Source organism: Lysinibacillus sp. NPDC056185 (assembly GCF_047737915.1).
Taxonomy (GTDB): Bacteria; Bacillota; Bacilli; order Bacillales_A; family Planococcaceae; genus Lysinibacillus.
Genome location: NZ_JBLLLQ010000025.1, coordinates 12,218 through 34,637, shown reverse-complemented (window position 1 = coordinate 34,637; position 22,420 = coordinate 12,218). Strand labels below are relative to the sequence as shown.

Sequence of the window (22,420 nt, the reverse complement as noted above, 5' to 3'; positions counted from 1 at the left end):
GAAGGATGTAGAGAAAAATGAGTATATTAGAGAATAAGGTAGTGCTGGTTACAGGTGGAACAGGTTCTTTTGGAAAGAAATTTATAAATAAAGTACTAACTTTAGGTGTGAAAAAAGTAATAGTTTTTAGTCGTGATGAACTAAAACAATATGAAATGAAACAAGATTTTAATGATGAAAGAATTCGCTTCTTTATAGGTGATGTACGAGATAAAGACCGCCTTTACCGAGCATTTGATGGTGTGGATATCGTTATTCATGCAGCGGCAATGAAACATGTAGATGCATGTGAATATAATCCATTTGAAGCGGTTAAAACTAATATTCATGGTGCTCAAAATATTATAGAAGCAGCAATTGATCGAGGTGTTGAGAAGGTTATTGCACTTTCAACTGATAAGGCATGTTCACCAGTAAATTTATATGGTGCCACTAAATTAGCCTCTGATAAATTATTTGTAGCTGCAAATGCTTACGTGGGAGAAAAAAATACAAAGTTTTCAGTAGTACGTTACGGGAATGTGGTTGGCAGCCGCGGTAGTGTAGTACCTTTCTTTAAAAAAATTAAAGAGACGGGAACTGTACCTATTACAGATGACCGAATGACACGTTTTTGGATTACTCTGGATCAAGGTGTGCAGTTTGTTTTAGACAACCTTGAACGAATGTATGGTGGAGAAATATTTGTACCAAAAATCCCTAGTATGAAGATAACAGATTTAGCCGAGGCAATTGCACCGGAATGTGAGATTGAAATTATTGGAATTCGTCCGGGTGAGAAGTTACATGAAGCAATGATAATGGAAGATGATGCACGCCATACAATAGAATTCAACGATTATTATGTTATTCAGCCTGAGTTTTCTTGGTGGGCAAAAGGACAATTACAAGGTGGAAAGGCATTACAAGAAGGATTTGCATATACGAGTGATAATAATACAGATTGGTTGAAAATAGACCAATTACAGAAACTTACAAACGAAATATAAGAAGAATTTTGGATTACATCTTGAAAGTGAGGAAAATTAAATGAAATTTAAAACAGAGCAAGAGGCATTCTGGTATGGTGAATTTGGAAATGAGTATCTTACAAGGAATACTGCTGATTTATATTTACCTAGCAATATTAGACTGTTTTCAAAAATTTTAGAAAAAACAACAAATATCGATTCAGTATTAGAGTTTGGGGCTAACATTGGTCTTAATTTAAGAGCAATACAAACATTATTACCAAATGTAAGGTGCTCTGCAATTGAGATAAATGAGAAGGCAGTTAGCGTTTTAAAAAATGTTATTGATATAAATGATGGTGATATTTTCCAAAATTCAATTTTAGAATTTGAACCAAAGAAACTATATGATTTAACTTTGATAAAGGGTGTATTAATACATATTAATCCTGATGAATTAAATAACGTTTATCAGAAACTATATGAATCCTCTTCAAAATATATTTGTGTAGCAGAGTACTATAATCCATCACCAATAAGTATTAATTATCGTGGGCATGAAAATAGATTATTCAAAAGAGATTTTGTGGGGGAAATTTTAAATTTATATCCAGATTTAAAATTAGTCGATTATGGATTTGTTTATCATAGAGATAATAATTTTCCACAAGATGATATTACTTGGTTCTTGTTAGAAAAGTAATTATAGATTAAAAGGTGTAGTCTTTGACTGCATCTTTTCTTTAGGGAGCGTTTTTTATGAGAGAATTGTATTTACCATATGGCAGACAGTATATAGATGAGTCTGATATAGAATCAGTAATAAATGTTTTGAAAAGTGAATATTTAACAACTGGTCCTATGTTAGCAAAATTTGAGGAGAAAGTTTCGCAATATGTAGGAAGTAAGTATGCAGTTGCTTTTAGCAATGGGACAGCGGCATTACACGGAGCGTGCTTTGCTGCAGGGATAAGTGAAGGGGATGAGGTCATTACAACATCACTTACCTTTGCTGCGAGTGCAAACTGCATTCGTTACATGGGTGGTACCGTAGTTTTTGCAGATATTAATGAACAAACTTATAATATAGACCCAGTAGAAATCGAGAAGTGTATAACTGATAAAACTAAGGCCATTATTCCTGTACATTTTACAGGTCAGCCAGTTGATATAGATGCTATTCATAAACTTGCGAAAAAATACAATTTAATTGTGATTGAAGATGGTGCTCATGCTTTAGGCGCAACATATAAGGGGCAAAAAATTGGATCTATTAGTGACATGACAATGTTTAGCTTCCATCCTGTTAAGCATATAACTACAGGTGAAGGTGGGATTATTACTACTGATAACAAAGAATATTACGAAAAGCTTCTCCAGTTTCGTTCACATGGTATTACGCGAGACATAGGACTTTTAAATGAAAATCATGGACCTTGGTACTATGAAATGAAATTTTTAGGATATAATTATCGTATGACAGATATTCAAGCTGCACTTGGTATTAGTCAAATGGATAAGTTGGATGCCTTTATTTTACGACGTCGCGAAATTGTATCGATGTACAATGAGGCATTTGTAAATATAAAAGAAATCACAGTCCCGCATCAATTGAATGATACAAATTCAAGTTGGCATTTATATGTAATTCAATTAGAAATAGGGCAGTTGAACACAACTAGGAAAGAAATATTTGAGGAATTACAAAAGCGTAATATTGGTGTAAACGTCCACTATATTCCTATACACACAATGCCGTATTATCAAGGTTTAGGTTATCAGATTGGTTCACTACCGAAAACGGAAAGATTATATGAAAAAATTATATCATTACCATTATTCCCTGCAATGACTGATAATGATGTGCATGACGTAATTGGGGCAGTTAAAGAAGTAATAAAAGGAGATTTATAAAGATGAATAAACCTAAAATAATAGCAGAAATAGCAAATGCACACCAAGGTGATTTTAAACAACTAATGTTACTTGTAAATGAAGTAAAGGAAATTGGTGCTGGCGCTATTAAGTTTCAATGGTTTAAGTATGATTCGCTGTCAACACCTGATTACGAATGGTACGAAACTTATAAAGAATTATTTTTTACGGAGGAACAATGGAATCAAGTTTTAGAACATTGTCAAAAATTGAAACTAGAGGTTTGGATTGATATTTTTGATTCATGGGGCTTAGAAATGGCTAGAAAATACCAAGATAAATATTTCGGTATTAAAATCCCTGCTACAATCATTCAATCTAAAGCATTAATTAATAATATAAAAGCTTTAAATAAGCCATTATTAATTGGTATTGGTGGTTGGTACGAGGAAGAATTAGAGGATCTTTTCAAAAATTTCACTAACTATCAAGAAAAAATTACATATTTACATGGATATCAGGGTTATCCAACAAAAACTAAAGATTCTAATTTGATACGAATCTTAGAAACAAAATTAAAATACAATATCAAAGTCGGATTTGCAGATCATGAGGATGCTTCTCTACCAACAGCTGTTAGTATTCCAAAATATGCTATGTTTGCAGGAGCTGAAGTTATCGAAAAACATATTACTTTAGACCGTTCATTAAAAGGCTATGATTACTATTCTTCTCTTGAACCATCAGAATTTAAAAAAATGATAGATGAAATTAAAAATGCTTCTATTATAATGGGATCCTCTATAATTTATGAAGAAGAGCGAGCATATTTAAACGCAGCTGTTAGGGTTGTTACAAAGAGACATATAAAGAAAGGTGAGTATATTACAGTTGAAGATATAGAATATAAGCGATGTAATGATACAACAGCATTTATGCCTCATGATTTTGAAGCCAATGAAGTATATATTGCCCAATCGGATATGAGTGAAAATCAACCTGTAAATAAACAAGTTGTTAGAAAGGCAAAGGTTGTTATTGGGGTTGTAGGTAGATTAAAATCAACAAGACTTTTAAAAAAGGCATTAATGCCTTTAAACGGTATAACTTCTATTGAACGTTGTATTATAAATTGTCAAGCAGCAAATATTGTGGATGAAGTTGTATTAGCTACTTCTGATTTAGCTGCTGATGCAGAATTAGAAAAAGCTAATTTAAACGGTACAGTAAAAGTTATTAAAGGTGATGCAGATAATGTTTTAGACCGTTTGTTACAAGTGGCAACAGAGACAGAAGCAGATATTCTGTTACGTGTTACTGGAGATTGTCCTGTTATTTCACCAGAAGTTATTGATTTAATGGTTCGAGAACATATTAAAAATAATGCGGATGCTACTCTAACTGATTTGTTACATCCTATTGGTATTGCCCCTGACGTTTATGATGTTAAATCCTTAATCAAATTGAGTAAGTATGACAATGAATTTAAGTATACAGAATATTTGTCATTTTATTTTAAAAATAATGTCAACATTTTTAAAGTTCAAATGATTAGTCTCCCTGAAGAGTTCAATAAATATAATTGGAGATTAACTTTGGACGAAATTTTGGATTACAATTTATTCGAACATATTTATAAAGATTTAGTAAATAGTGAAGAGCCTATCTATTATGTACAATTAAAAGAGTATCTTTTAAAAAATCCTAAAATAGCATACTTGAACCATTCTGTTTCATTAAAGTGGGCAGAAGATGAAGAGTTAATTCAAAAGATTAATAAAAGTTGTCAATTAACATGATTAATTTTTAGGAGCATAAAATGAAAAATATTTGTTTCAAAGTCGATGCCTCTATACAAATTGGTTCAGGGCATGTTATGAGATGTATTACTCTAGCCAACCAATTGAAAGATAAAGGAATGAACATTACCTTTATTACACGGGATTTAAAGGGAAATATGAATAAATATATTGCCAAGCATTTTTCGATTAGGGTTTTGCCAAAAATTGAAATAGAAGATTCTTGGCAATGGATTTCGGATAATTGGCAACAAGATGTAGTTGAAACAATAGATGTACTAGATGGTATGGTCTTTGACTTATTTGTTGTAGATCACTATGCAATTGATTTCAAATGGGAGAAGAGGATCCGTCCATACACTAGGGAAATAATGGTCATAGATGACCTGGCTAATCGAGAGCATGATTGTGATATATTATTAGATCAAAATTTTTATTCTAATATGAATGATAGGTATAATAAATTAGTTCCAAAGCATTGTAAAAAATATTTAGGACCAAATAATGCGTTATTAAGAGAAGAATTTATAAAAGAAGTATATTTAAACTATAATAAAAATAATAATATTCTTATATCGTTTGGCGGGTCGGATCCGACAGGCGAGACCTTAAAAGTATGTAAACTATTAAAAAATATAATTCCTAATAAGTATATAATTACAATAATTATAGGTTCTAGTAATCCTGAAAAATTACTCATAGAAAGATTTTGTGAACTGAATAATCAATTTACTTCATATTTTAATGTAACAAATATGGCTAGGTTAATAAATGAATCAAGCTTCTGTATAGGAGGAGGGGGAGTATCTGTCATAGAAAGATGCGTGCTTAAAAAGCCAACTTTGATTATTACAGTGGCTGAAAATCAAATTGAAATAGCTAAGGATATTCAACAAATAGGAGCAGCAAATTATATTGGACACTATAATGAAAATTATGAAGAAGTTTTCAAGGATTCAATTTTAAAATTTGTAAAAGATGATCTTTATATATCGAATATGTCAAATAAATGCAGGGAAATAATAGATGTAAACGTCCTTGAAAAAAAAGAATTAATAAATTATATTACTAGCATAATCTAAGGAGTTAATGACGTTGAAAATACTTTATATTGGCCCATTTAGAGCAAATATAATACAGCAGCTTAAACTATATGAAGATGAGATAATTCATCACGAGAATAGATTATCCAGTGAGATGTTTATAGATCCAAACTACGATATAATTATTAGTTATGGCTATCGTCATATAATTCCTAAGGTTGTTACTGATTACTATAAAAACAGAATCGTAAATTTACATATTTCCTATCTTCCTTGGAATCGTGGCGCAGATCCTAATTTCTGGAGTTTTATTGATAATACAAAAAAGGGAGTAACAATTCACTTTATTGATGAAGGAATTGATACTGGGGATATTATTCTGCAAAAAGAGGTTAAGTTCAATAAAAACGAAACCTTACGTACTTCATATGAAAAATTATCAAATATAATTGAAGAATTATTTATCGATAATTGGTACAAAATAAGAAACATGGAAATTGATCCTGTGTGTCAAATAGGCAAAGGCACTTATCATTCATCAAATGAAAAAGAAAGGTATGCACATTTACTTGTTCAAGGGTGGGATACTAAAGTAAAAAAAGTGGAGGATTTTAAATGGAAAGTATAAAAATAAATAACATTTCAATAGGCTCAAATGATCGGCCGTTTATAATTGCAGAGATGTCTGGGAATCATAATCAATCATTAGAAAGGGCTTTAGAGATTGTTGAAGCAGCTGCAAATTCAGGAGTACACGCCTTAAAAATACAAACGTATACTGCAGATACTTTAACTTTGGATAATAATTCACCAGACTTTATGATAAATGATGAAGAGAGTTTATGGAAGAATAGAAGTTTATATGATTTATATAGTGAAGCATATACACCTTGGGAATGGCATAAACCTATTTTTGACCGAGCGAAAGAACTAGGTCTAATTGCATTTAGTACACCATTTGATGATACAGCAGTTGATTTTTTAGAAGAACTAGATGTTCCTTTATATAAAATTGCCTCATTTGAAAACACTGATTTGCCACTAATCAAAAAGGTAGCTTCTACAGGAAAACCGATGATTGTTTCCACAGGGATGGCGACAGTATCTGAGTTAGATGAGCTTGTACAAACAGCATACCAAGCGGGTTGTAAAGATTTAATTCTATTAAAATGTACAAGTACATATCCAGCAACTCCAGATAACACAAATATTTCAACAATTCCTCATATGCGTGACTTATTTAATGTTCAAGTAGGTTTATCTGATCATACAATGGGAACTGGAGTTGCAGTAGCTTCAGTAGCTTTAGGTGCAACAGTTATAGAAAAGCATTTTACTCTAAATCGAGCAGATGGTGGCGTGGACTCAGTATTCTCAATGGAACCAGCGGAAATGAAAGCACTTGTTGAGGAAACAGAACGCGCATGGCTAGCTATGGGCAAAATTAAGTACGGTCCAACTGAAAAAGAAGAAGCATCATTAAAATTTCGTCGATCTCTATATGCTTCAAAGGACATCAAAACTGGTGAGAAATTTACAATGGATAATGTGAAAATTGTGCGACCGGGATATGGATTAGAGCCGAAGTATATTAACCATGTATTAGGTAAAGAAGTAAAGTTTGATATTTCTAGAGGTACACCAATTAGTTGGAACCAAATTTAGTATAAAGAACAAGGGTACTATTTCATTGTTATAATGATGGAGGAATTTATGAGAATACTTGTTTTAGGAGATTCATTAGGTTTACCGCGACCGCATAGAATATTACAGTACTCCCCTAGTGAAAAGGATTAGCTGTTTCTTATAGTCAAACTTATTCCTCAATTTTGCAAAGAACACTATTGGAGGAATTTGGGTTTATCCGTATATTGAAGTAATTAATCGTGCTACTAGAGCATGTACAATAAAACATGTTAATCAAGGCTTTATTGATTACTTATGCTTTTATGAACCGGACATAATAGTTTTGCAAATAGGAATTGTAGATTGTTGGATACGGGAAAATGGTAAACAGTTTGTTAGCAAGGGTGAATTCTTTAATTCTATGAATGGGATAGTAGATTTGTTAAAAAAGCGACCAAATGGTCAAATGATAATAGTTGGAATTTGTCCAACTTCCGAAAAAATGGAGTCTCGTTATCCCGAAATAAATCAAGAGATTAACTTTTATAACAATATCTATAAACAGTTCTTAAATGAAAAACAAATTCATTTTATTGATATGGAACAGTTCATTAAGTCAACTGCTATTTCTACGTATTTATTGCCAGATGACCAACACATTAACCCTAATGGAAATAAGCTTGTCGCAACAGAAGTGATTAAAATAGTTAATTCTTATATCTATAATGAATTGGGAACAAAATGTTTCAATGATGAGGATTTTAAAACTGCATTTAATTTTTTTGAAAAAGCATACGAAAAGTATAATGGAAATTTGGATAATTTGTACAATTACATACTTTTGCTTATTGAAAATAATAATATAGTTAAATTAAGAAATGTTTTAGATTCTTTGAAAACAAATAAGTTTGATAAAGAATTAATGGAATTGATAGGAATAGCAAACAAAATAATACAGTCGGGAAATTAAACTTTTCTCCAGCTTGAAAGCTGGAGAAAAGTAAAACACCTTTCGTTGAAAAATGGGTATAGTACCTTGCAGAATCAACGTGAAGGTGTTTTTTTGTGAAACACGAGTGATAGAAGTAAAAATGAAAGCAATTAAAATGAGATTAGCAATTACAAGAATTTAATTTTTTAAATTATTCCCAGATAAAGGCGTGGATGAAATTGTAAAAGATGCGGGTTACAGCGTCAACAAACATATAAATGTCTGTATCGAAATGTACATTTTTGCTTATCTAAGCATGTACACTTTCGCTCAAAATGCGCTCCTCTATACATGTGTATTAATAATTACAACTTGACATGGAGACCTCTACTCACATGATTCGGCAGCCAAAAGCCGGCTATTATAAGAGCTGGCTGACCGAACGAGGTTATCATGATCGCCCCTCCTTGTAAAGTTGTAATATACAGCGGAAATCAAAAATGTACATGGTTAAACGAGCGTTTTTGTACATACTAATAAGCGCATTTATAGAAAACAATATAAGGACCTAAGCATGAAAGTGAAACTGCTAAGTTCCAAATAAAAGAATCATTATTAAACTAAATAGATTAAAGTTTTAAAATAAGGAGAGGAAGTGAGCTACAAAAGACATAGTACAAATAGTGGGAGAGTAGATGTGCTATGTTGTAAAAAATAACTGGCAATGCTATGAAGGTAAAGAAACGTAAATGTACTGGCTACTTGTTTATGTCATTCTTAGCACAGTATGAAACCAACGGAGAAATTGTTAAGGATATTATTTATTTACCTTTGGACAAATAATGCATCTTAGTTTATTCAATTACCTAATTTGCCAAAATGATATATTTAGCGTTGTGGAAAAGTTTTGATTCCAAACATGCCTAAAAAATCAAAAAAGGAATTCCAAGCATATCTCGAGAAGGCGCGCTCGCTGATAATTCTCCAATTGAAATATTTTATTTTTTGTTAAATACAGCGTTATCTACAATCATGACTCAATGTCAAAGTTAAAGAAATAACAAATTAACATCATACAATTGGTTCTACTAATATTTAACTACTGCAGACCTTTTCCGCTATTTTCTATTTTTTTGTGAAAAAATAATTTTACAGTCCGATAGTATAAATACAAAGTAATTTATCTCACGGAGGGGTTTATTATGCGTATTGCTTCACAAAACACAGAAATGTCAGTTCAGAAAAACGTTGGGAATAACATAGCAACAACAGAAAATACCCAATCTCAAGTTGCTATTATAGAAGAAAAAGTGGTTTCTAAAAATAAAGCGCAATTTGGTCTTGAAACATCTGAATTTCCAATTGATGAACTAAAGCAAGCGGTAAACACTGTGAATGAATTTCTAGAGGTGGATCATAGACGTTCTAAATTTGTGTTACATGAGGGGTTGGACAAATATTTTATTCAACTTGTCGATTCGCAAACAGAAGAAGTGATTAAAGAAATTCCGCCTAAAGAATTATTAGACGCTTTTTATGAAATGCAGAAACAAGTAGGAATGATTGTAGACGAAAAAATTTAAAGAATACATTGGAGGTTTTTCGTATGGTAAATCGAATTGGTGGTTTAGCATCAGGAATGGATATTGATAGTCTTGTAGAAAAATTGATGAAGGCAGAAAAGGCGCCATTAAATAAACTTTATCAAAAAAAGCAGACTTATGAATGGCAACGTGACGCGTACCGAGATGTCAATAAGCAAATCAAAGCGTTTGATGATTTTCTATCAAAAGAAATGCTTTTACAAAAAGATATTTGGAAAAAGACTACAACAAGTAGTAATAATGCAATTTCTGCTACAGCTACATCGGCAAAAGATGGTGCTAGCGTAGACATTTCTTCAGTTACACAACTAGCTACTTCAACAAGACGTGTAGGTAACATCGGTACAACATTACCAGGTGGCGGTGCTATCACGAAGTCCACTACTTTAGAAGACATAGGTGTCACTGGTGATCAGACTATTGAAATGAAAGTTCTTCAAAAAGACGGTACTTTTAAAGATGTTAATTTATCATTTAAACAAACAGATACAATTGATAGTGTGCTATCTAAATTAAATAATGGGACTGGACTTTCAGCATTTTATGATGAGCGGTCAGGTCAAATATCGATTACAACTGATGCAACAGGTACTGGTGGTAAGTTAGAGTTAGAACAAGGTGGAACTACTCAAACTATTGAGGATGTAAACTTATATGTTACAAAGGATTCTGCTGGTATTTTTCAAAAACTTGGTTTTGGGGTAAATCCTGATTTGTCCCATTCAGGTGGAGTATCAAATCCAGCGAATGCTTTAAATACAGATGGACAAAATGCAAAATTAACTGTTAATGGAATTGACATTGAACGATCTTCTAATACATTCGATTTGAATGGTTTTACGGTTACTCTAAATGATACTTATACGGGAACTAAGCCAATTAGCATTACAACTAAAACTGATTCAGACCATTTGTTTAATCAAATCAAAAAATTTGTAGACACATATAATGGTCTTGTAGAGTCTCTAAATAATGTAACAAAGGAAAAAAAATATAGAGACTTTACACCATTAACAGATGAACAAAAAGCTGATATGGAAAAATCGGATATCGAAAAGTGGGAAGAAAAGGCAAAAAGTGGTATTCTTCGAAGTGATTCAATGATCCGAAGTGGTCTTTCTGCATTACGTAGCAATATGTACGAAAAAGGTGGTAGTACTAACGCTGAGCTAGATACATTGTATGAGTTGGGGATAACAACATCTAATGATTATACTGACGGTGGTAAATTAAAAATAGATGATGAGAAGTTACGTGCTGCAATTGCTAAAGATCCAGAGGCTGTTGTAAAAACATTTACCAATACAGTTACCGAAAATAATCCAGGAGAACCAGGGGTTGTTCAAAAGTTACGTTCTTCAATGAGTACATTTACTACTAACATTGAGAAAAAAGCTGGTAAAGCAACTATGACAGAACAAAACTACTCAATTGGTAAAAATTTATTAGATGTTGATAGTCGAATAAACACTTGGAAAGTTAAATTAGAGAATATTGAACAGCGTTACTGGAAACAATTTACAGCCATGGAGCAAGCGATCAATAAAGCAAACCAGCAATCTAGTATGTTCATGCAAGGTGCAGGTTGAGATTTCTAATTAGCAAGGTAGGAGAATATTATGCAACTAATAGATCAACTATTGCAGGTATCAGCTAATTTATTCAAACTTTTGGGCGACATTCCAAAAGGTGAAGAGCGTGATGAATATATTGATAATATCAACAGTATGTTAGACAAGCGTGAGAAAATTATTGAAGATTTGGTTCAAGAAGGCTTTCGATTCGACGAACAGAATCGTATTCATCGAACGTTACTTGAATTAGATCATGGGATAAAAGAACGATTGGCTGCTGTCATGAGCGCCGTAAAGCAGGATATGGCAAACTTACAGAAAACGAAAAAAAGTGAAGGACAATACTTCGATCCATACTCGAATGTTCGAGTGATGGATGGAATGTATTATGACAAAAAGAATTAATATTTACCTATTCGCTTTTCTTCATAAAATGGTTTAAACTAGTAAATAAGTAACCTTTCAAAGGAGTTGTCCTTTATTGGCAGCAAATCTAACAGCACAAAACGCGTATAAACAAAATAGTGTTACCACTGCTTCCCCTGGTGAGCTGACGTTAATGCTTTATAATGGATGTTTAAAGTTCTTGCACAAAGCGAAACTAGCCATTCAAGAAAAGAATATTCAAGAAAAAAATACAAATCTTATAAAAGCACAGGCGATTATTAGCGAGCTTATGGCGACTTTGAATATGGACATCGAAGTGTCAAAGAATATGTTTGCCCTTTATGAATATATCAACCGTCGTTTAGTCGAGGCAAACATTCAAAGTGATGTCGCTATTATTGAAGAAGTTGAGGGATTAGTGACGGAATTCCGTGATACATGGAAGGAAGTTATTCGCATCAATCGACAGCAGCAATACGGCCAGGGAAACGCTGGACAAATTTAGACAACATAGAGGCCATCGATTCAAGATGGTCTCTTTTCTTTACAAGAAATACGAGACACGGCATTTTATATCATACAAAAGGGAAACATATAATTAGCCATAAAATAGGTCTTTAATCAGTAAAATATGTTACTTATTCCCTCTGGATGTAAAACATGCATCATGTCATAATCAAGCTACATAGATGTTTAGAATAGTATTGAGGTGGGAAGATGATATTTAAGCGCCAAGAAGGCTTTCGATTTAAATTTGAGGAGCCTGTTAAAATGACTTTTGCCATTTATGAGGAAGGTAGAGTCGATCAAGCGCAAACGGCAATGGCTGATTTGCTTGATATTAGTCCACGAGGGTTAAAGATGTTTACTGAGGTGGATTTAGGTGTCAATCCTCGTCCTTTGGATTTACGCTTTATTCTGGATACAAGAGAGGTACGAGCTTATGGTGAAGTCATTTGGAGCCGTCCTTTTGGTAATGGCAAGCAGTATGGCGTGAATTTCAATAATCAAGAATCGGTTGAGGATTTGATTGTCGAAGAGTTGAAACTACGCCGAAGAAGAGAAGCTGATGAGGCAAAACTAAATAGCATTAATTCATAAAGGAAGTATTCATCAGTGGGGGATGATTTTGTTCATCCCATATCTAACTTCTTTGCTTTCGCAGATGCTACACATTATTTCAGGAAAAAATTTTTTTGAAAAAAAGAATTATTTTAGAGGAATTTCGCACACTTGTGTAGAAGTATATAGTATAGCAGTTATAAAGGAGGAGTTTACATGTTAAACTTTAACATTCGCGGTGAAAATATTGAGGTAACTCCAGCTATTCGAGAGTATGTTGAAAACAAAATCGAAAAAGTTGAACGTTATTTTAACGAAGATGTTAACGCCAATGCTAACGTAAATTTAAAGGTTTATAATGACAAGCAAACTAAAGTGGAAGTTACAATTCCAATGAAGAACTTAACTCTTCGTGCAGAAGAGCGTCATAATGATATGTATGCTGCGGTTGACTTAATCGTTGATAAATTAGAACGTCAAATCCGTAAGCATAAAACAAAGGTAAACCGTAAATTCCGTGAGCGCGAAGGTACAGGCCTTTATTTTGCTACTTCTCAAGCAGCCGCTGATGCAGTTACAGAGGAAGATGAATACTCAATTGTTCGTACAAAGCAATTTGATTTAAAACCGATGGATCAAGAAGAAGCTGTCTTACAAATGAATATGCTAGGGCATGATTTCTATATCTTTACAGATGCAGAATCAAACGGCACAAATATTGTCTATAAACGCAAAGACGGTAAATATGGCTTAATTGAAACAACTTAAACTTTAATATGCACAAGGGCTCTCGCGAAAAGCGGGAGCCTTTTTTATCTTCATTCAGTAGGAATTCTTACCTCAATTTTCACCGAACGCCTACTGAATGAAGATAAGCCTCTGGCAGATATCACGGATTTTGAATTGTGCTAGCACAATTCAAAATCCGGACGCAATCACGCCAAGGCGTTATTGATATGATTTCCTTTCATGCTAAGGACTCTGTTTGCATGAAACTGTTACACAATGGTAAAATGAAAGTTGAGACTATATAGGAAGTGAAAAAATTCATGGCAAACCTATTAAATAAATTATTTGATTTCAATAAACGTGAACTAAAAAAATTAGAAAAAATCGCTGACCAGGTTGAAGGATTCGCTTCTCAAATGGAACAGCTTTCAGATGATCAATTACAAGCGAAAACAGAAGAGTTTAAAAAACGCTATGCCGACGGAGAGCATTTAGACTCGATTCGTGCGGAAGCTTTTGCCGTTTGTCGAGAAGGGTCAAAGCGTGTACTAGAGATGTACCCATTCCGTGTACAAATTATGGGTGCTGCTTCACTAGATGAAGGTAATATTGCGGAAATGAAAACCGGTGAAGGTAAAACGTTAACGGCTACGATGGCTGTTTACCTAAATGCTATTACTGGTAAAGGCGTACATGTTGTGACAGTCAACGAATATTTAGCGAGTCGTGATGCTGAAGAAATGGGGCATTTATATAATTTCTTAGGCTTAACGGTTGGTTTAAACTTGAACAGCCTGTCAAAAGAAGAGAAACGTGCAGCCTATGAAGCTGATATTACGTATAGTACAAACAATGAGCTTGGCTTTGACTATTTACGTGATAATATGGTGCTTTATAAAGAAGAACGTGTACAACGTCCGCTACATTTTGCGGTAATCGATGAGGTTGACTCGATTTTAATTGATGAAGCGCGTACGCCATTAATTATTTCGGGTCAGGCTGGAAAATCAGCGCAGCTTTATAAACAGTCTAATGCGTTTGTTCGTATGTTAAGTGCGGAAACAGATTACACATATGAAGAATCTACAAAAGGTGTTACGTTAACAGATGCTGGTGTTGAAAAAGCAGAGAAAGCATTTGGCATTGATAACCTGTTTGATTTAACACATGTGCGTTTAAACCATGCGATTAACCAGTCGTTAAAGGCACATGTAAGTATGCATAATGATGTTGATTATGTTGTACAAGAGGGCGAAATCATTATTGTTGACGGCTTTACAGGTCGTTTAATGAAAGGTCGTCGTTACTCAGATGGACTGCATCAGGCAATTGAAGCTAAAGAGGGCGTAGAGATTCAAAATGAATCGATGACGATGGCGACAATTACGTTCCAAAACTACTTCCGTATGTATCTAAAGCTTTCGGGTATGACAGGTACTGCGAAAACAGAGGAAGAGGAATTCCGTAATATTTATAATATGAGTGTTGTGGCGATTCCTACGAATAAGCCGATTGCTCGTGATGACCGTCCGGACTTAATTTTTGCTTCGATGGAAGGGAAATATAAAGCGGTGGCGGCAGATATTGCAGAGCGCCATAGAGCTGGACAACCAGTTCTTGTCGGTACTGTTGCTATTGAAACATCTGAAATTATTTCGAATTTATTGGATAAACATAAAATCCCACATAACGTATTAAACGCGAAAAACCATGAGCGTGAAGCAGAAATTATTGCGAATGCTGGTACGCAGGGTGCAGTAACAATTGCTACGAACATGGCTGGTCGTGGTACGGACATTAAACCTGGAGAAGGTGTAATGGAGCTTGGCGGTTTAGCGGTAATTGGTACGGAGCGTCATGAATCTCGTCGTATCGATAATCAGCTACGTGGTCGTTCTGGTCGTCAAGGGAACCCGGGGATTACTCAATTCTATCTGTCACTAGAAGATGAATTAATGCGTCGTTTTGGCTCCGATAATATGAAGAACATGATGATGAAATTAGGGATGGATGATTCACAGCCACTACAATCTAAAGTTGTTTCAAGAGCAGTAGAATCAGCTCAAAAACGCGTTGAAGGTAATAACTTCGATGCTCGTAAACGTCTATTACAATATGATGATGTGTTACGTCAGCAACGTGAGATTATTTATAAAGAGCGTTACGACGTATTAGAAACAGAAAATATGCGTGTGCTTGTTGAGTCTATGATTCAAGAAACGATCGACAACGTTGTCGCATTGTATACGCAAGGTGAGCAAAAAGATTGGCATTTAAAAGCAATTGATGACTATGTTGCAGCAAACCTATTAGATGAAGGCGATTTGAAGGTGGAAGATTTCCAAGGTAAATCCGCAGAAGAGATTAACCAACTAATTTCTAACGCTGTCCAAACGCGTTATGATGAAAAAGAAGAACAGCTTACGCCAGAGCGTATGCGTGAATTTGAAAAGGTTATCTTATTACGTTCAATTGATACGAAGTGGATTGATCATATCGATGCTATGGATCAGCTACGTCAAGGTATCCATCTTCGTGCATATGGTCAAAATGACCCGCTTCGTGAATATCAACAAGAGGGCTTTGCTATGTTTGAGGATATGGTCGCTTCCATTCGCGAAGATGTAGCAAAATATGCGATGAAGGCAGAAATCCATAATAATTTAGAGCGTGAGGAAGTTGCAAAAGGTCAAGCTGTTAATCCGAAAGAGGATGGCGGCTCAGCTCCGAAAAAGCAACCTGCTCGTAAGGCAGAAAATGTCGGGCGTAATGATTCATGTCCATGCGGAAGCGGTAAGAAATTTAAAAACTGCCATGGTGCAGCTCAATAATTTTTCGAAAAAGATCATTTTAACTTTATGTTAGAATGGTCTTTTTTCTATGTTTTAGGATGTTTTCACGATACTCATTCTGCTAGCTAAGACCATAGCAAATGTGCGAACAATCGTTAGTTAGTAAGTAGGAGGTTTTTCAATAAAGTTTAAATGAAATGAAATAACGGAAAATTCAGAAAAAGATATATGATACTACAACAATAGGTAAATAGTTCAATAAAAAGGGTAATGTTTATAACTTTTTTCTGATTTATTATAAAGATGAATAGTTGAAAAGTTTCGTTCATTTGAACCTGATTTTTGAATAAAGGGGGTGATTCATGGGTGGATATAAAAAATCCTCGAGAAATGATGTCATGGCCAGACCTTCCCGAGGAATTACATTGGATAAATACTATTTTAAGGAGGATTGACATGCATAATGATGACATTATGAGTAGTAAAACGATGCTGTATATACCGGAGTATGATGCCCATGGTAACTTGTGTACACGTGTAATAGAAAGGGATTACGAATATATATCAAAATTAGCGCCGACAAAATTAATGGATTATAATCTACGTTATTTTGGTTCTAGCTTAAGAGGGGCTTTCGATGGCTCGAGAATGATACTTGGAAAGTTGAATAAAAATCCAATTGTTGTTAATGAACAAAGTAATATTGTATGGTTTCCAAGTATGTCTTATTTACGACAGGAATGTATATGGTTTGCTGTTCATCATATTCAGGACTATCTAGCTGTCGATAAAAAGAATACAAAAGTAATTTTTATGAACGGCTATGAAACTAATGTAGATCTAAGCGTTAGAGCATTTGAAACCAGAATTCAAAGAGCTTATTTATTAAAATATAAACTGGAAAAACGAACAAAGAATTTATTAGTTCAATATGATCAAGGTAAAGTATTCCAACGTATGGCGAACGATGTTATCTTTGAGGATGAAGCTGAAAAAGACTGAAACGAATCCTCTGTGTTGTAAAAAAGTATGTTTTCCGCCGTAAAAACGTTATAATAAAGAGATCGGGGCTTTAAAAATGAAGTATCAGTATTTTAAAATCATTTTATTTGCTGATTTTTAAACTTCTATCATACAAGTTTGCCCCCTTAATAATGTTCGGAGGATTTAACAATGATTGAATTAGCAGATGTACGTAACGCGTTAGACACTTCAGCCAAAAAATTGGCGGATTTTAGGGGGTCTCTTTGACTTAGAAAACAAAGAGGCACGCATTCAAGAATTAGATGAAATGATGCTTGAGCCAGCTTTCTGGGATGATCAGCAAGGGGCACAGGTAATCATTAATGAGAGTAATGGCTTAAAGGCAACAGTTAATGAGTATAAAGATTTATTGGAAACGTATGAGAACCTAGATATGACGCTAGAACTATTGCGCGAAGAGCCTGATGAAGAATTGCAGGAGGAGCTAGGCAATGAATTAGTAGAATTCCAGCAAAAAATGGGCGATTTTGAGCTGCAATTACTATTAAGCGGTCCATACGATCAAAATAATGCGATTTTAGAGCTGCATCCAGGAGCAGGTGGTACGGAATCTCAGGATTGGGGCTCAATGCTGCTTCGTATGTACACACGCTGGGCGGAAAAACGTGGCTTTAAAGTCGAAACAGTTGATTATCTTCCAGGCGATGAAGCAGGGATTAAATCTGTAACATTGTCCATTAAGGGTCATAATGCTTATGGCTATTTGCAAGCAGAAAAAGGTGTCCATCGTTTAGTACGTATTTCACCGTTTGACTCTTCTGGTCGTCGTCATACATCGTTCGTTTCTTGTGATGTCATGCCTGAATTCGATGACAATATTGAAATTGATATTCGTACAGAGGATTTAAAAATTGATACGTATCGTGCAACAGGTGCAGGTGGTCAGCACATTAATACAACAGATTCAGCTGTTCGTATTACGCACATTCCAACTGGTACTGTCGTACAATGTCAGGCAGAACGTTCACAGATTAAAAACCGTGAAAAAGCAATGACGATGTTAAAAGGGAAACTCTATCAATTAGAGATCGAAAAGCAGCAGGCACAGCTAGATGAAATCCGTGGTGAACAGAAGGAAATCGGCTGGGGCTCACAAATTCGTTCATATGTATTCCATCCATATTCAATGGTGAAGGATCATCGTACAAATGAAGAAACAGGTAATGTAGGAGCAGTGATGGATGGCGATGTAGATCCATTCATTAATGCATATTTACGTTCAAAAATCGGGTAATGAAAGCCCCTCAAAGGCACAATGAAACTGTGCTTTTGAGGGGTTTTTTAGTTTGATAGACCATTCAAATTAAAAAGGTGGATGATACGGAGTGTCTTGGCTAATCTCCTTACGTTCATTCATGTAATGTTTATAAAGCATCGATGCATTGACAAATTGCTTGCTAATCGAAGCATATTGAATAGGTAGCTCAATCTGTTTATCATTTTTCAGTGTAACGATACAACCCATTTTACTCGGTACAATATTCGAAATGGCGTGAAGTCCAATCCAAATATTGTGGATAGAGTTAGGAGAATACGTTGGTAGGAAAATACAAGGATAACCATAATCATAAGCAACAACGATTGGAAGCTTATGTTGATTGCCGAAAAAGCGTTTGGCGGAATGTCTTGCTGCTTCATAGGTTGTTCCTAGTGAGATACAAGATTTTCGTAATATATGCATTGGTTTCCGTGTGGCGATCAGCTCATTATGCTTATCAATTACCCTTGTGAAAATTTTAGAGTCATACTGCATTGGCTGAAGTAAATAGGTGTTGAAAGACATTAAATATCCATTGATGTAGTTTGATGACATCTATGTAAACCTCCTTTTTCTATTTGTTACTGAAGTGTAGAACACAAATTTAAATTCTGAAAATATAGATAAAAAGAGAAAACCGTTGATATATCAAGCGATTGTATAGAGAAATTGCTTGAAATTGCACGAGATTAATAGTAAATCGAAGTGATTTTCAGTTCTTAAGCATTGCATTTTAATTTCAATTTTCTTATAATTTAGAAAAGGATCGAGGTGAGATCGTTGGATAAATATTATTCGTATACAGATTTTCTGAAAGCCGTTGGTCAGTCTAAGAAAGTTGATGAGGCAGAGAAATTATTAAACGAGATTTATTTAGATTTATTTTTAAATCATATCCAGCGTATGCATCGTGAAGAGCAGCTCATGGTTCTGATAGATAGAGCACTCGATGAAAAAGATGAAAAGGCATTTCATCTATACGCAGCCGAACTAGTAATTTTACACCAAGATGCAAGTGAATAATATGACGAGCCCGCTCTCCGCTTATTGGAGAGCGGGATTTTTTTGCTATTTTTGTTCTAGCTGATCTGATTTACTGGCAACCCGAGCAGATATTCATTCCATCTGATCAGATCTACCGTCAACCCGAGCAGATATCCGTTCCATCTGATCAGATCTACCGTCAACCCGAGTAAGCTAAACGTTCCATCTGATCAGATCTACCGTCAACCCGAGTAAGCTAAACGTTCCATCTGATCAGATCTACCGTCAACCCGAGTAAGCTAAATGTTCCATCTGATCAGATCTACCATCAACCCGAGCAGCTAAACGTTCCATCTGATCAGATTTACCGTCAACCCGAGCAGATATTCATTCCAGCTGATCAGATTTACCGTCAACCCGAGCAGCTAAACGTTCCATCTGATCAGATCTACCGTCAACCCGAGCAGATATCCGTTCCATCTAATCAGATCTACCTGCAACCCGAGCGGATATTCATTCCAGCTGATCAGATTTACTGGCAACCGAGATCCCTCTAAGTTAGGGCATTTACATTTACCCATCTCGATTAGCTAACATTTGGAAAGGGTAATCTATTTATAGATAGGTTGTAATTAGTACATACGTTCTATCACGATCACCTTAAATATAGCATACGGAAAAATTTTTACAAACATTCGTTCGTTAAATGTTCGAAATTTTAATAATGCTATGCTAAAATATATGTATCAAATTGGTAGGAAAGGACGGGGACATGTGTGCAAACATTTGATTTACAAGCGCCATATACGCCTAATGGAGATCAGCCACAGGCAATTGCGGAATTAGTGGAGGGTGTCCGTGCAGGTAAACGTCATCAAACGTTGCTCGGTGCAACAGGAACAGGAAAAACGTTTACGATTTCTAATGTCATTAAACAGGTAAAAAAACCGACGCTTATTATGGCACACAATAAAACATTAGCGGGTCAATTATATAGTGAATTTAAAGAGTTCTTCCCTAATAATGCAGTTGAATACTTTGTCAGCTACTATGATTACTTTCAGCCAGAGGCCTATGTACCGCAGACGGATACTTATATCGAGAAGGATTCAAGCATTAATGATGAAATTGATAAGTTGCGTCACTCTGCAACATCTTCATTATTCGAGCGTGATGATGTCATTATTATTGCATCCGTGTCCTGTATTTATGGTCTAGGTTCTCCAGAAGAATATCGTGAAATGGTCGTATCGGTACGGACTGGAATGGAAATTGAACGTAATCAGTTGCTTCGAAAATTGGTCGATGTACAGTATGAGCGTAATGATGTGAGTTTTACACGTGGTACGTTTCGGGTACGTGGCGATGTAGTGGAAATATTCCCTGCATCCCGAGACGAACAATGTATCCGCGTGGAATTTTTTGGGGACGAGATCGATCGAATTCGCGAGGTGGATGCGTTAACTGGTGAAATATTAGCGGATCGTGATCATGTAGCTATTTTCCCAGCATCCCACTTCGTTACGCGAGAAGAAAAAATGCGAAAAGCCATTGAAAATATTGAAAAAGAGTTGGAGGAGCGTCTAGCTCATTTACGTGCAGAGGATAGATTATTGGAGGCACAGCGTTTAGAGCAACGTACTCGTTATGATTTAGAAATGATGGGTGAAATGGGCTTTTGCTCAGGTATCGAAAACTACTCGCGTCATTTAACATTGCGTGAAGCGGGGGCAACTCCATATACGCTACTTGATTATTTCCCTGATGATTTTTTACTTGTTGTCGATGAAAGTCACGTTACTTTGCCACAAGTTCGAGGGATGTATAACGGTGACCAAGCACGTAAAGGTGTGCTAGTTGAGCATGGTTTCCGTTTGCCATCAGCACTAGATAACCGACCTTTACGTTTTGAAGAATATGAGAAACATATACATCAAGCTATTTATGTATCGGCAACACCTGGCCCGTATGAGCTTGAGCATACTCCGGAAATGGTGCAGCAAATTATTCGTCCAACTGGGTTGCTTGATCCACAAATTGAGGTACGTCCTATTGAAGGGCAAATTGATGATTTAATCGATGAGATTCAAGGTCGTATTGCTCGTAATGAACGAGTGCTCGTGACGACATTGACGAAAAAAATGTCAGAGGATTTATCAGCTTATTTGAAAGAAATGGGCTTAAAGGTGGAGTACTTGCATTCAGAGATTAAGACGCTAGAGCGAATTGAAATTATTCGCGAGCTGCGAAAAGGTACTTACGATGTTTTAATCGGCATTAACTTATTGCGAGAAGGGCTAGATATTCCTGAGGTTTCCCTTGTGGCGATTTTAGATGCTGATAAGGAAGGATTTTTACGTTCAGAGCGTTCATTAATTCAAACGATTGGACGTGCCGCGCGTAATGCCAATGGTCATGTCATTATGTACGCAGATAATATGACGGATTCGATGAAAAAGGCGATTGAGGAAACGAAGCGTCGTCGAACACTGCAAATGGCGTATAACGAAGAGCATGGCATAACACCGAAAACGATCGTTAAGAAAATTCCTGATGTTATTCGTGCGACACAGGTAGCTGAGGAAGAAGAATCCTATGTAACGAAGGCTACAAAAGGTAAGAAGCTGACGAAGGCGGAAAGAGATCAGTTACTTGCCACTTTAGAAGTAGAAATGAAGGAAGCGGCAAAAGCACTCGATTTCGAACGTGCTGCTGAGTTGCGCGATACAATATTTGAATTGAAGTTAGAAGGGTGAATGGCT

20 protein-coding genes are annotated in these 22,420 nt (G+C 35.2%); 19 read left to right on the top strand and 1 reads right to left on the bottom strand.

Annotated elements, in window-relative coordinates; translation table 11 throughout:
* Window positions 1–17 precede the first annotated feature (17 nt).
* The 17 genes from pseB (at window position 18) to prfB (ending at window position 18,650) form a co-directional block, all read left to right on the top strand.
* Window positions 18–989 (top strand): UDP-N-acetylglucosamine 4,6-dehydratase (inverting), encoded by a 972-nt coding sequence (gene pseB / locus ACMZ42_RS20330; RefSeq protein WP_415732570.1) that lies wholly within the window; start codon window positions 18–20, stop codon window positions 987–989.
* Between the two features lie 40 nt (window positions 990–1,029).
* Window positions 1,030–1,653 (top strand): pseudaminic acid biosynthesis-associated methylase, encoded by a 624-nt coding sequence (locus tag ACMZ42_RS20325; RefSeq protein WP_415732569.1) that lies wholly within the window; start codon window positions 1,030–1,032, stop codon window positions 1,651–1,653.
* Window positions 1,654–1,709: 56 nt separating this feature from the next.
* Window positions 1,710–2,864 carry a UDP-4-amino-4,6-dideoxy-N-acetyl-beta-L-altrosamine transaminase gene (pseC, locus tag ACMZ42_RS20320; protein ID WP_415732568.1) on the top strand — a complete coding sequence of 385 codons (1,155 nt, stop codon included), beginning with the start codon at window positions 1,710–1,712 and terminating at the stop codon, window positions 2,862–2,864.
* Window positions 2,865–2,866: 2 nt separating this feature from the next.
* A complete protein-coding gene (locus ACMZ42_RS20315; protein ID WP_415732567.1) occupies window positions 2,867–4,624 on the top strand; it encodes an N-acetylneuraminate synthase family protein in 1,758 nt (585 codons plus the stop codon).
* 20 nt (window positions 4,625–4,644) lie between these two features.
* Entirely contained in the window at window positions 4,645–5,706 is a 1,062-nt protein-coding gene (gene pseG / locus ACMZ42_RS20310; protein ID WP_415732566.1) for a UDP-2,4-diacetamido-2,4,6-trideoxy-beta-L-altropyranose hydrolase, read from the top strand.
* A 13-nt stretch (window positions 5,707–5,719) separates the two neighbouring features.
* A complete protein-coding gene (locus tag ACMZ42_RS20305; protein ID WP_415732565.1) occupies window positions 5,720–6,295 on the top strand; it encodes a formyltransferase family protein in 576 nt (191 codons plus the stop codon).
* Entirely contained in the window at window positions 6,283–7,332 is a 1,050-nt protein-coding gene (pseI, locus tag ACMZ42_RS20300) for a pseudaminic acid synthase (protein ID WP_415732564.1), read from the top strand. Before ACMZ42_RS20305 ends, pseI begins: the two co-directional genes overlap by 13 nt.
* 178 nt (window positions 7,333–7,510) lie before the next feature.
* Window positions 7,511–8,263 (top strand): GDSL-type esterase/lipase family protein, encoded by a 753-nt coding sequence (locus ACMZ42_RS20295; RefSeq protein WP_415732600.1) that lies wholly within the window; start codon window positions 7,511–7,513, stop codon window positions 8,261–8,263.
* Window positions 8,264–9,426: 1,163 nt separating this feature from the next.
* Complete coding sequence (locus ACMZ42_RS20290) at window positions 9,427–9,807, top strand: flagellar protein FlaG (protein ID WP_415732563.1); 381 nt, start codon at window positions 9,427–9,429, stop codon at window positions 9,805–9,807.
* A gap of 23 nt (window positions 9,808–9,830) precedes the next feature.
* Complete coding sequence (locus ACMZ42_RS20285) at window positions 9,831–11,417, top strand: flagellar hook-associated protein 2 (protein ID WP_415732562.1); 1,587 nt, start codon at window positions 9,831–9,833, stop codon at window positions 11,415–11,417.
* Window positions 11,418–11,447: 30 nt separating this feature from the next.
* Complete coding sequence (locus ACMZ42_RS20280) at window positions 11,448–11,807, top strand: flagellar protein FliT (protein WP_415732561.1); 360 nt, start codon at window positions 11,448–11,450, stop codon at window positions 11,805–11,807.
* Between the two features lie 76 nt (window positions 11,808–11,883).
* Window positions 11,884–12,294: a flagellar export chaperone FliS gene (gene fliS / locus ACMZ42_RS20275; RefSeq protein ID WP_415732560.1), complete on the top strand. Its 411-nt coding sequence runs from the start codon at window positions 11,884–11,886 to the stop codon at window positions 12,292–12,294.
* Between the two features lie 212 nt (window positions 12,295–12,506).
* Entirely contained in the window at window positions 12,507–12,890 is a 384-nt protein-coding gene (locus tag ACMZ42_RS20270) for a PilZ domain-containing protein (protein ID WP_415732559.1), read from the top strand.
* Between the two features lie 177 nt (window positions 12,891–13,067).
* Window positions 13,068–13,619, top strand: a complete 552-nt coding sequence (hpf, locus tag ACMZ42_RS20265) for a ribosome hibernation-promoting factor, HPF/YfiA family (protein WP_370078315.1) — start codon at window positions 13,068–13,070, stop codon at window positions 13,617–13,619.
* A gap of 281 nt (window positions 13,620–13,900) precedes the next feature.
* Complete coding sequence (gene secA / locus ACMZ42_RS20260; RefSeq protein ID WP_370078313.1) at window positions 13,901–16,411, top strand: preprotein translocase subunit SecA; 2,511 nt, start codon at window positions 13,901–13,903, stop codon at window positions 16,409–16,411.
* A gap of 417 nt (window positions 16,412–16,828) precedes the next feature.
* The gene (locus ACMZ42_RS20255) at window positions 16,829–17,374 is read left to right on the top strand and encodes a competence protein ComK (protein ID WP_415732558.1); all 546 of its coding nucleotides are present in this window, start codon (window positions 16,829–16,831) and stop codon (window positions 17,372–17,374) included.
* A gap of 171 nt (window positions 17,375–17,545) precedes the next feature.
* Window positions 17,546–18,650, top strand: a protein-coding gene (gene prfB, locus ACMZ42_RS20250) for a peptide chain release factor 2 (protein WP_370078309.1) whose coding sequence is annotated in 2 segments (ribosomal slippage) — window positions 17,546–17,620 and window positions 17,622–18,650 — 1,104 coding nt in all. Because the reading frame shifts where the segments join, the coding sequence is not laid out codon by codon here.
* 69 nt (window positions 18,651–18,719) lie between these two features.
* Here prfB and ACMZ42_RS20245 read toward each other — a convergent pair.
* Window positions 18,720–19,229 (bottom strand): competence protein ComK, encoded by a 510-nt coding sequence (locus ACMZ42_RS20245; RefSeq protein ID WP_415732557.1) that lies wholly within the window; start codon window positions 19,227–19,229, stop codon window positions 18,720–18,722.
* A gap of 225 nt (window positions 19,230–19,454) precedes the next feature.
* Here ACMZ42_RS20245 and ACMZ42_RS20240 point away from each other — a divergent pair, with 225 nt between their 5' ends.
* Both ACMZ42_RS20240 and uvrB read left to right on the top strand, forming a co-directional pair.
* A complete protein-coding gene (locus tag ACMZ42_RS20240; RefSeq protein ID WP_370078485.1) occupies window positions 19,455–19,697 on the top strand; it encodes an IDEAL domain-containing protein in 243 nt (80 codons plus the stop codon).
* 737 nt (window positions 19,698–20,434) lie between these two features.
* Window positions 20,435–22,414 (top strand): excinuclease ABC subunit UvrB, encoded by a 1,980-nt coding sequence (gene uvrB / locus ACMZ42_RS20235; protein ID WP_415732556.1) that lies wholly within the window; start codon window positions 20,435–20,437, stop codon window positions 22,412–22,414.
* Window positions 22,415–22,420 lie beyond the last annotated feature (6 nt).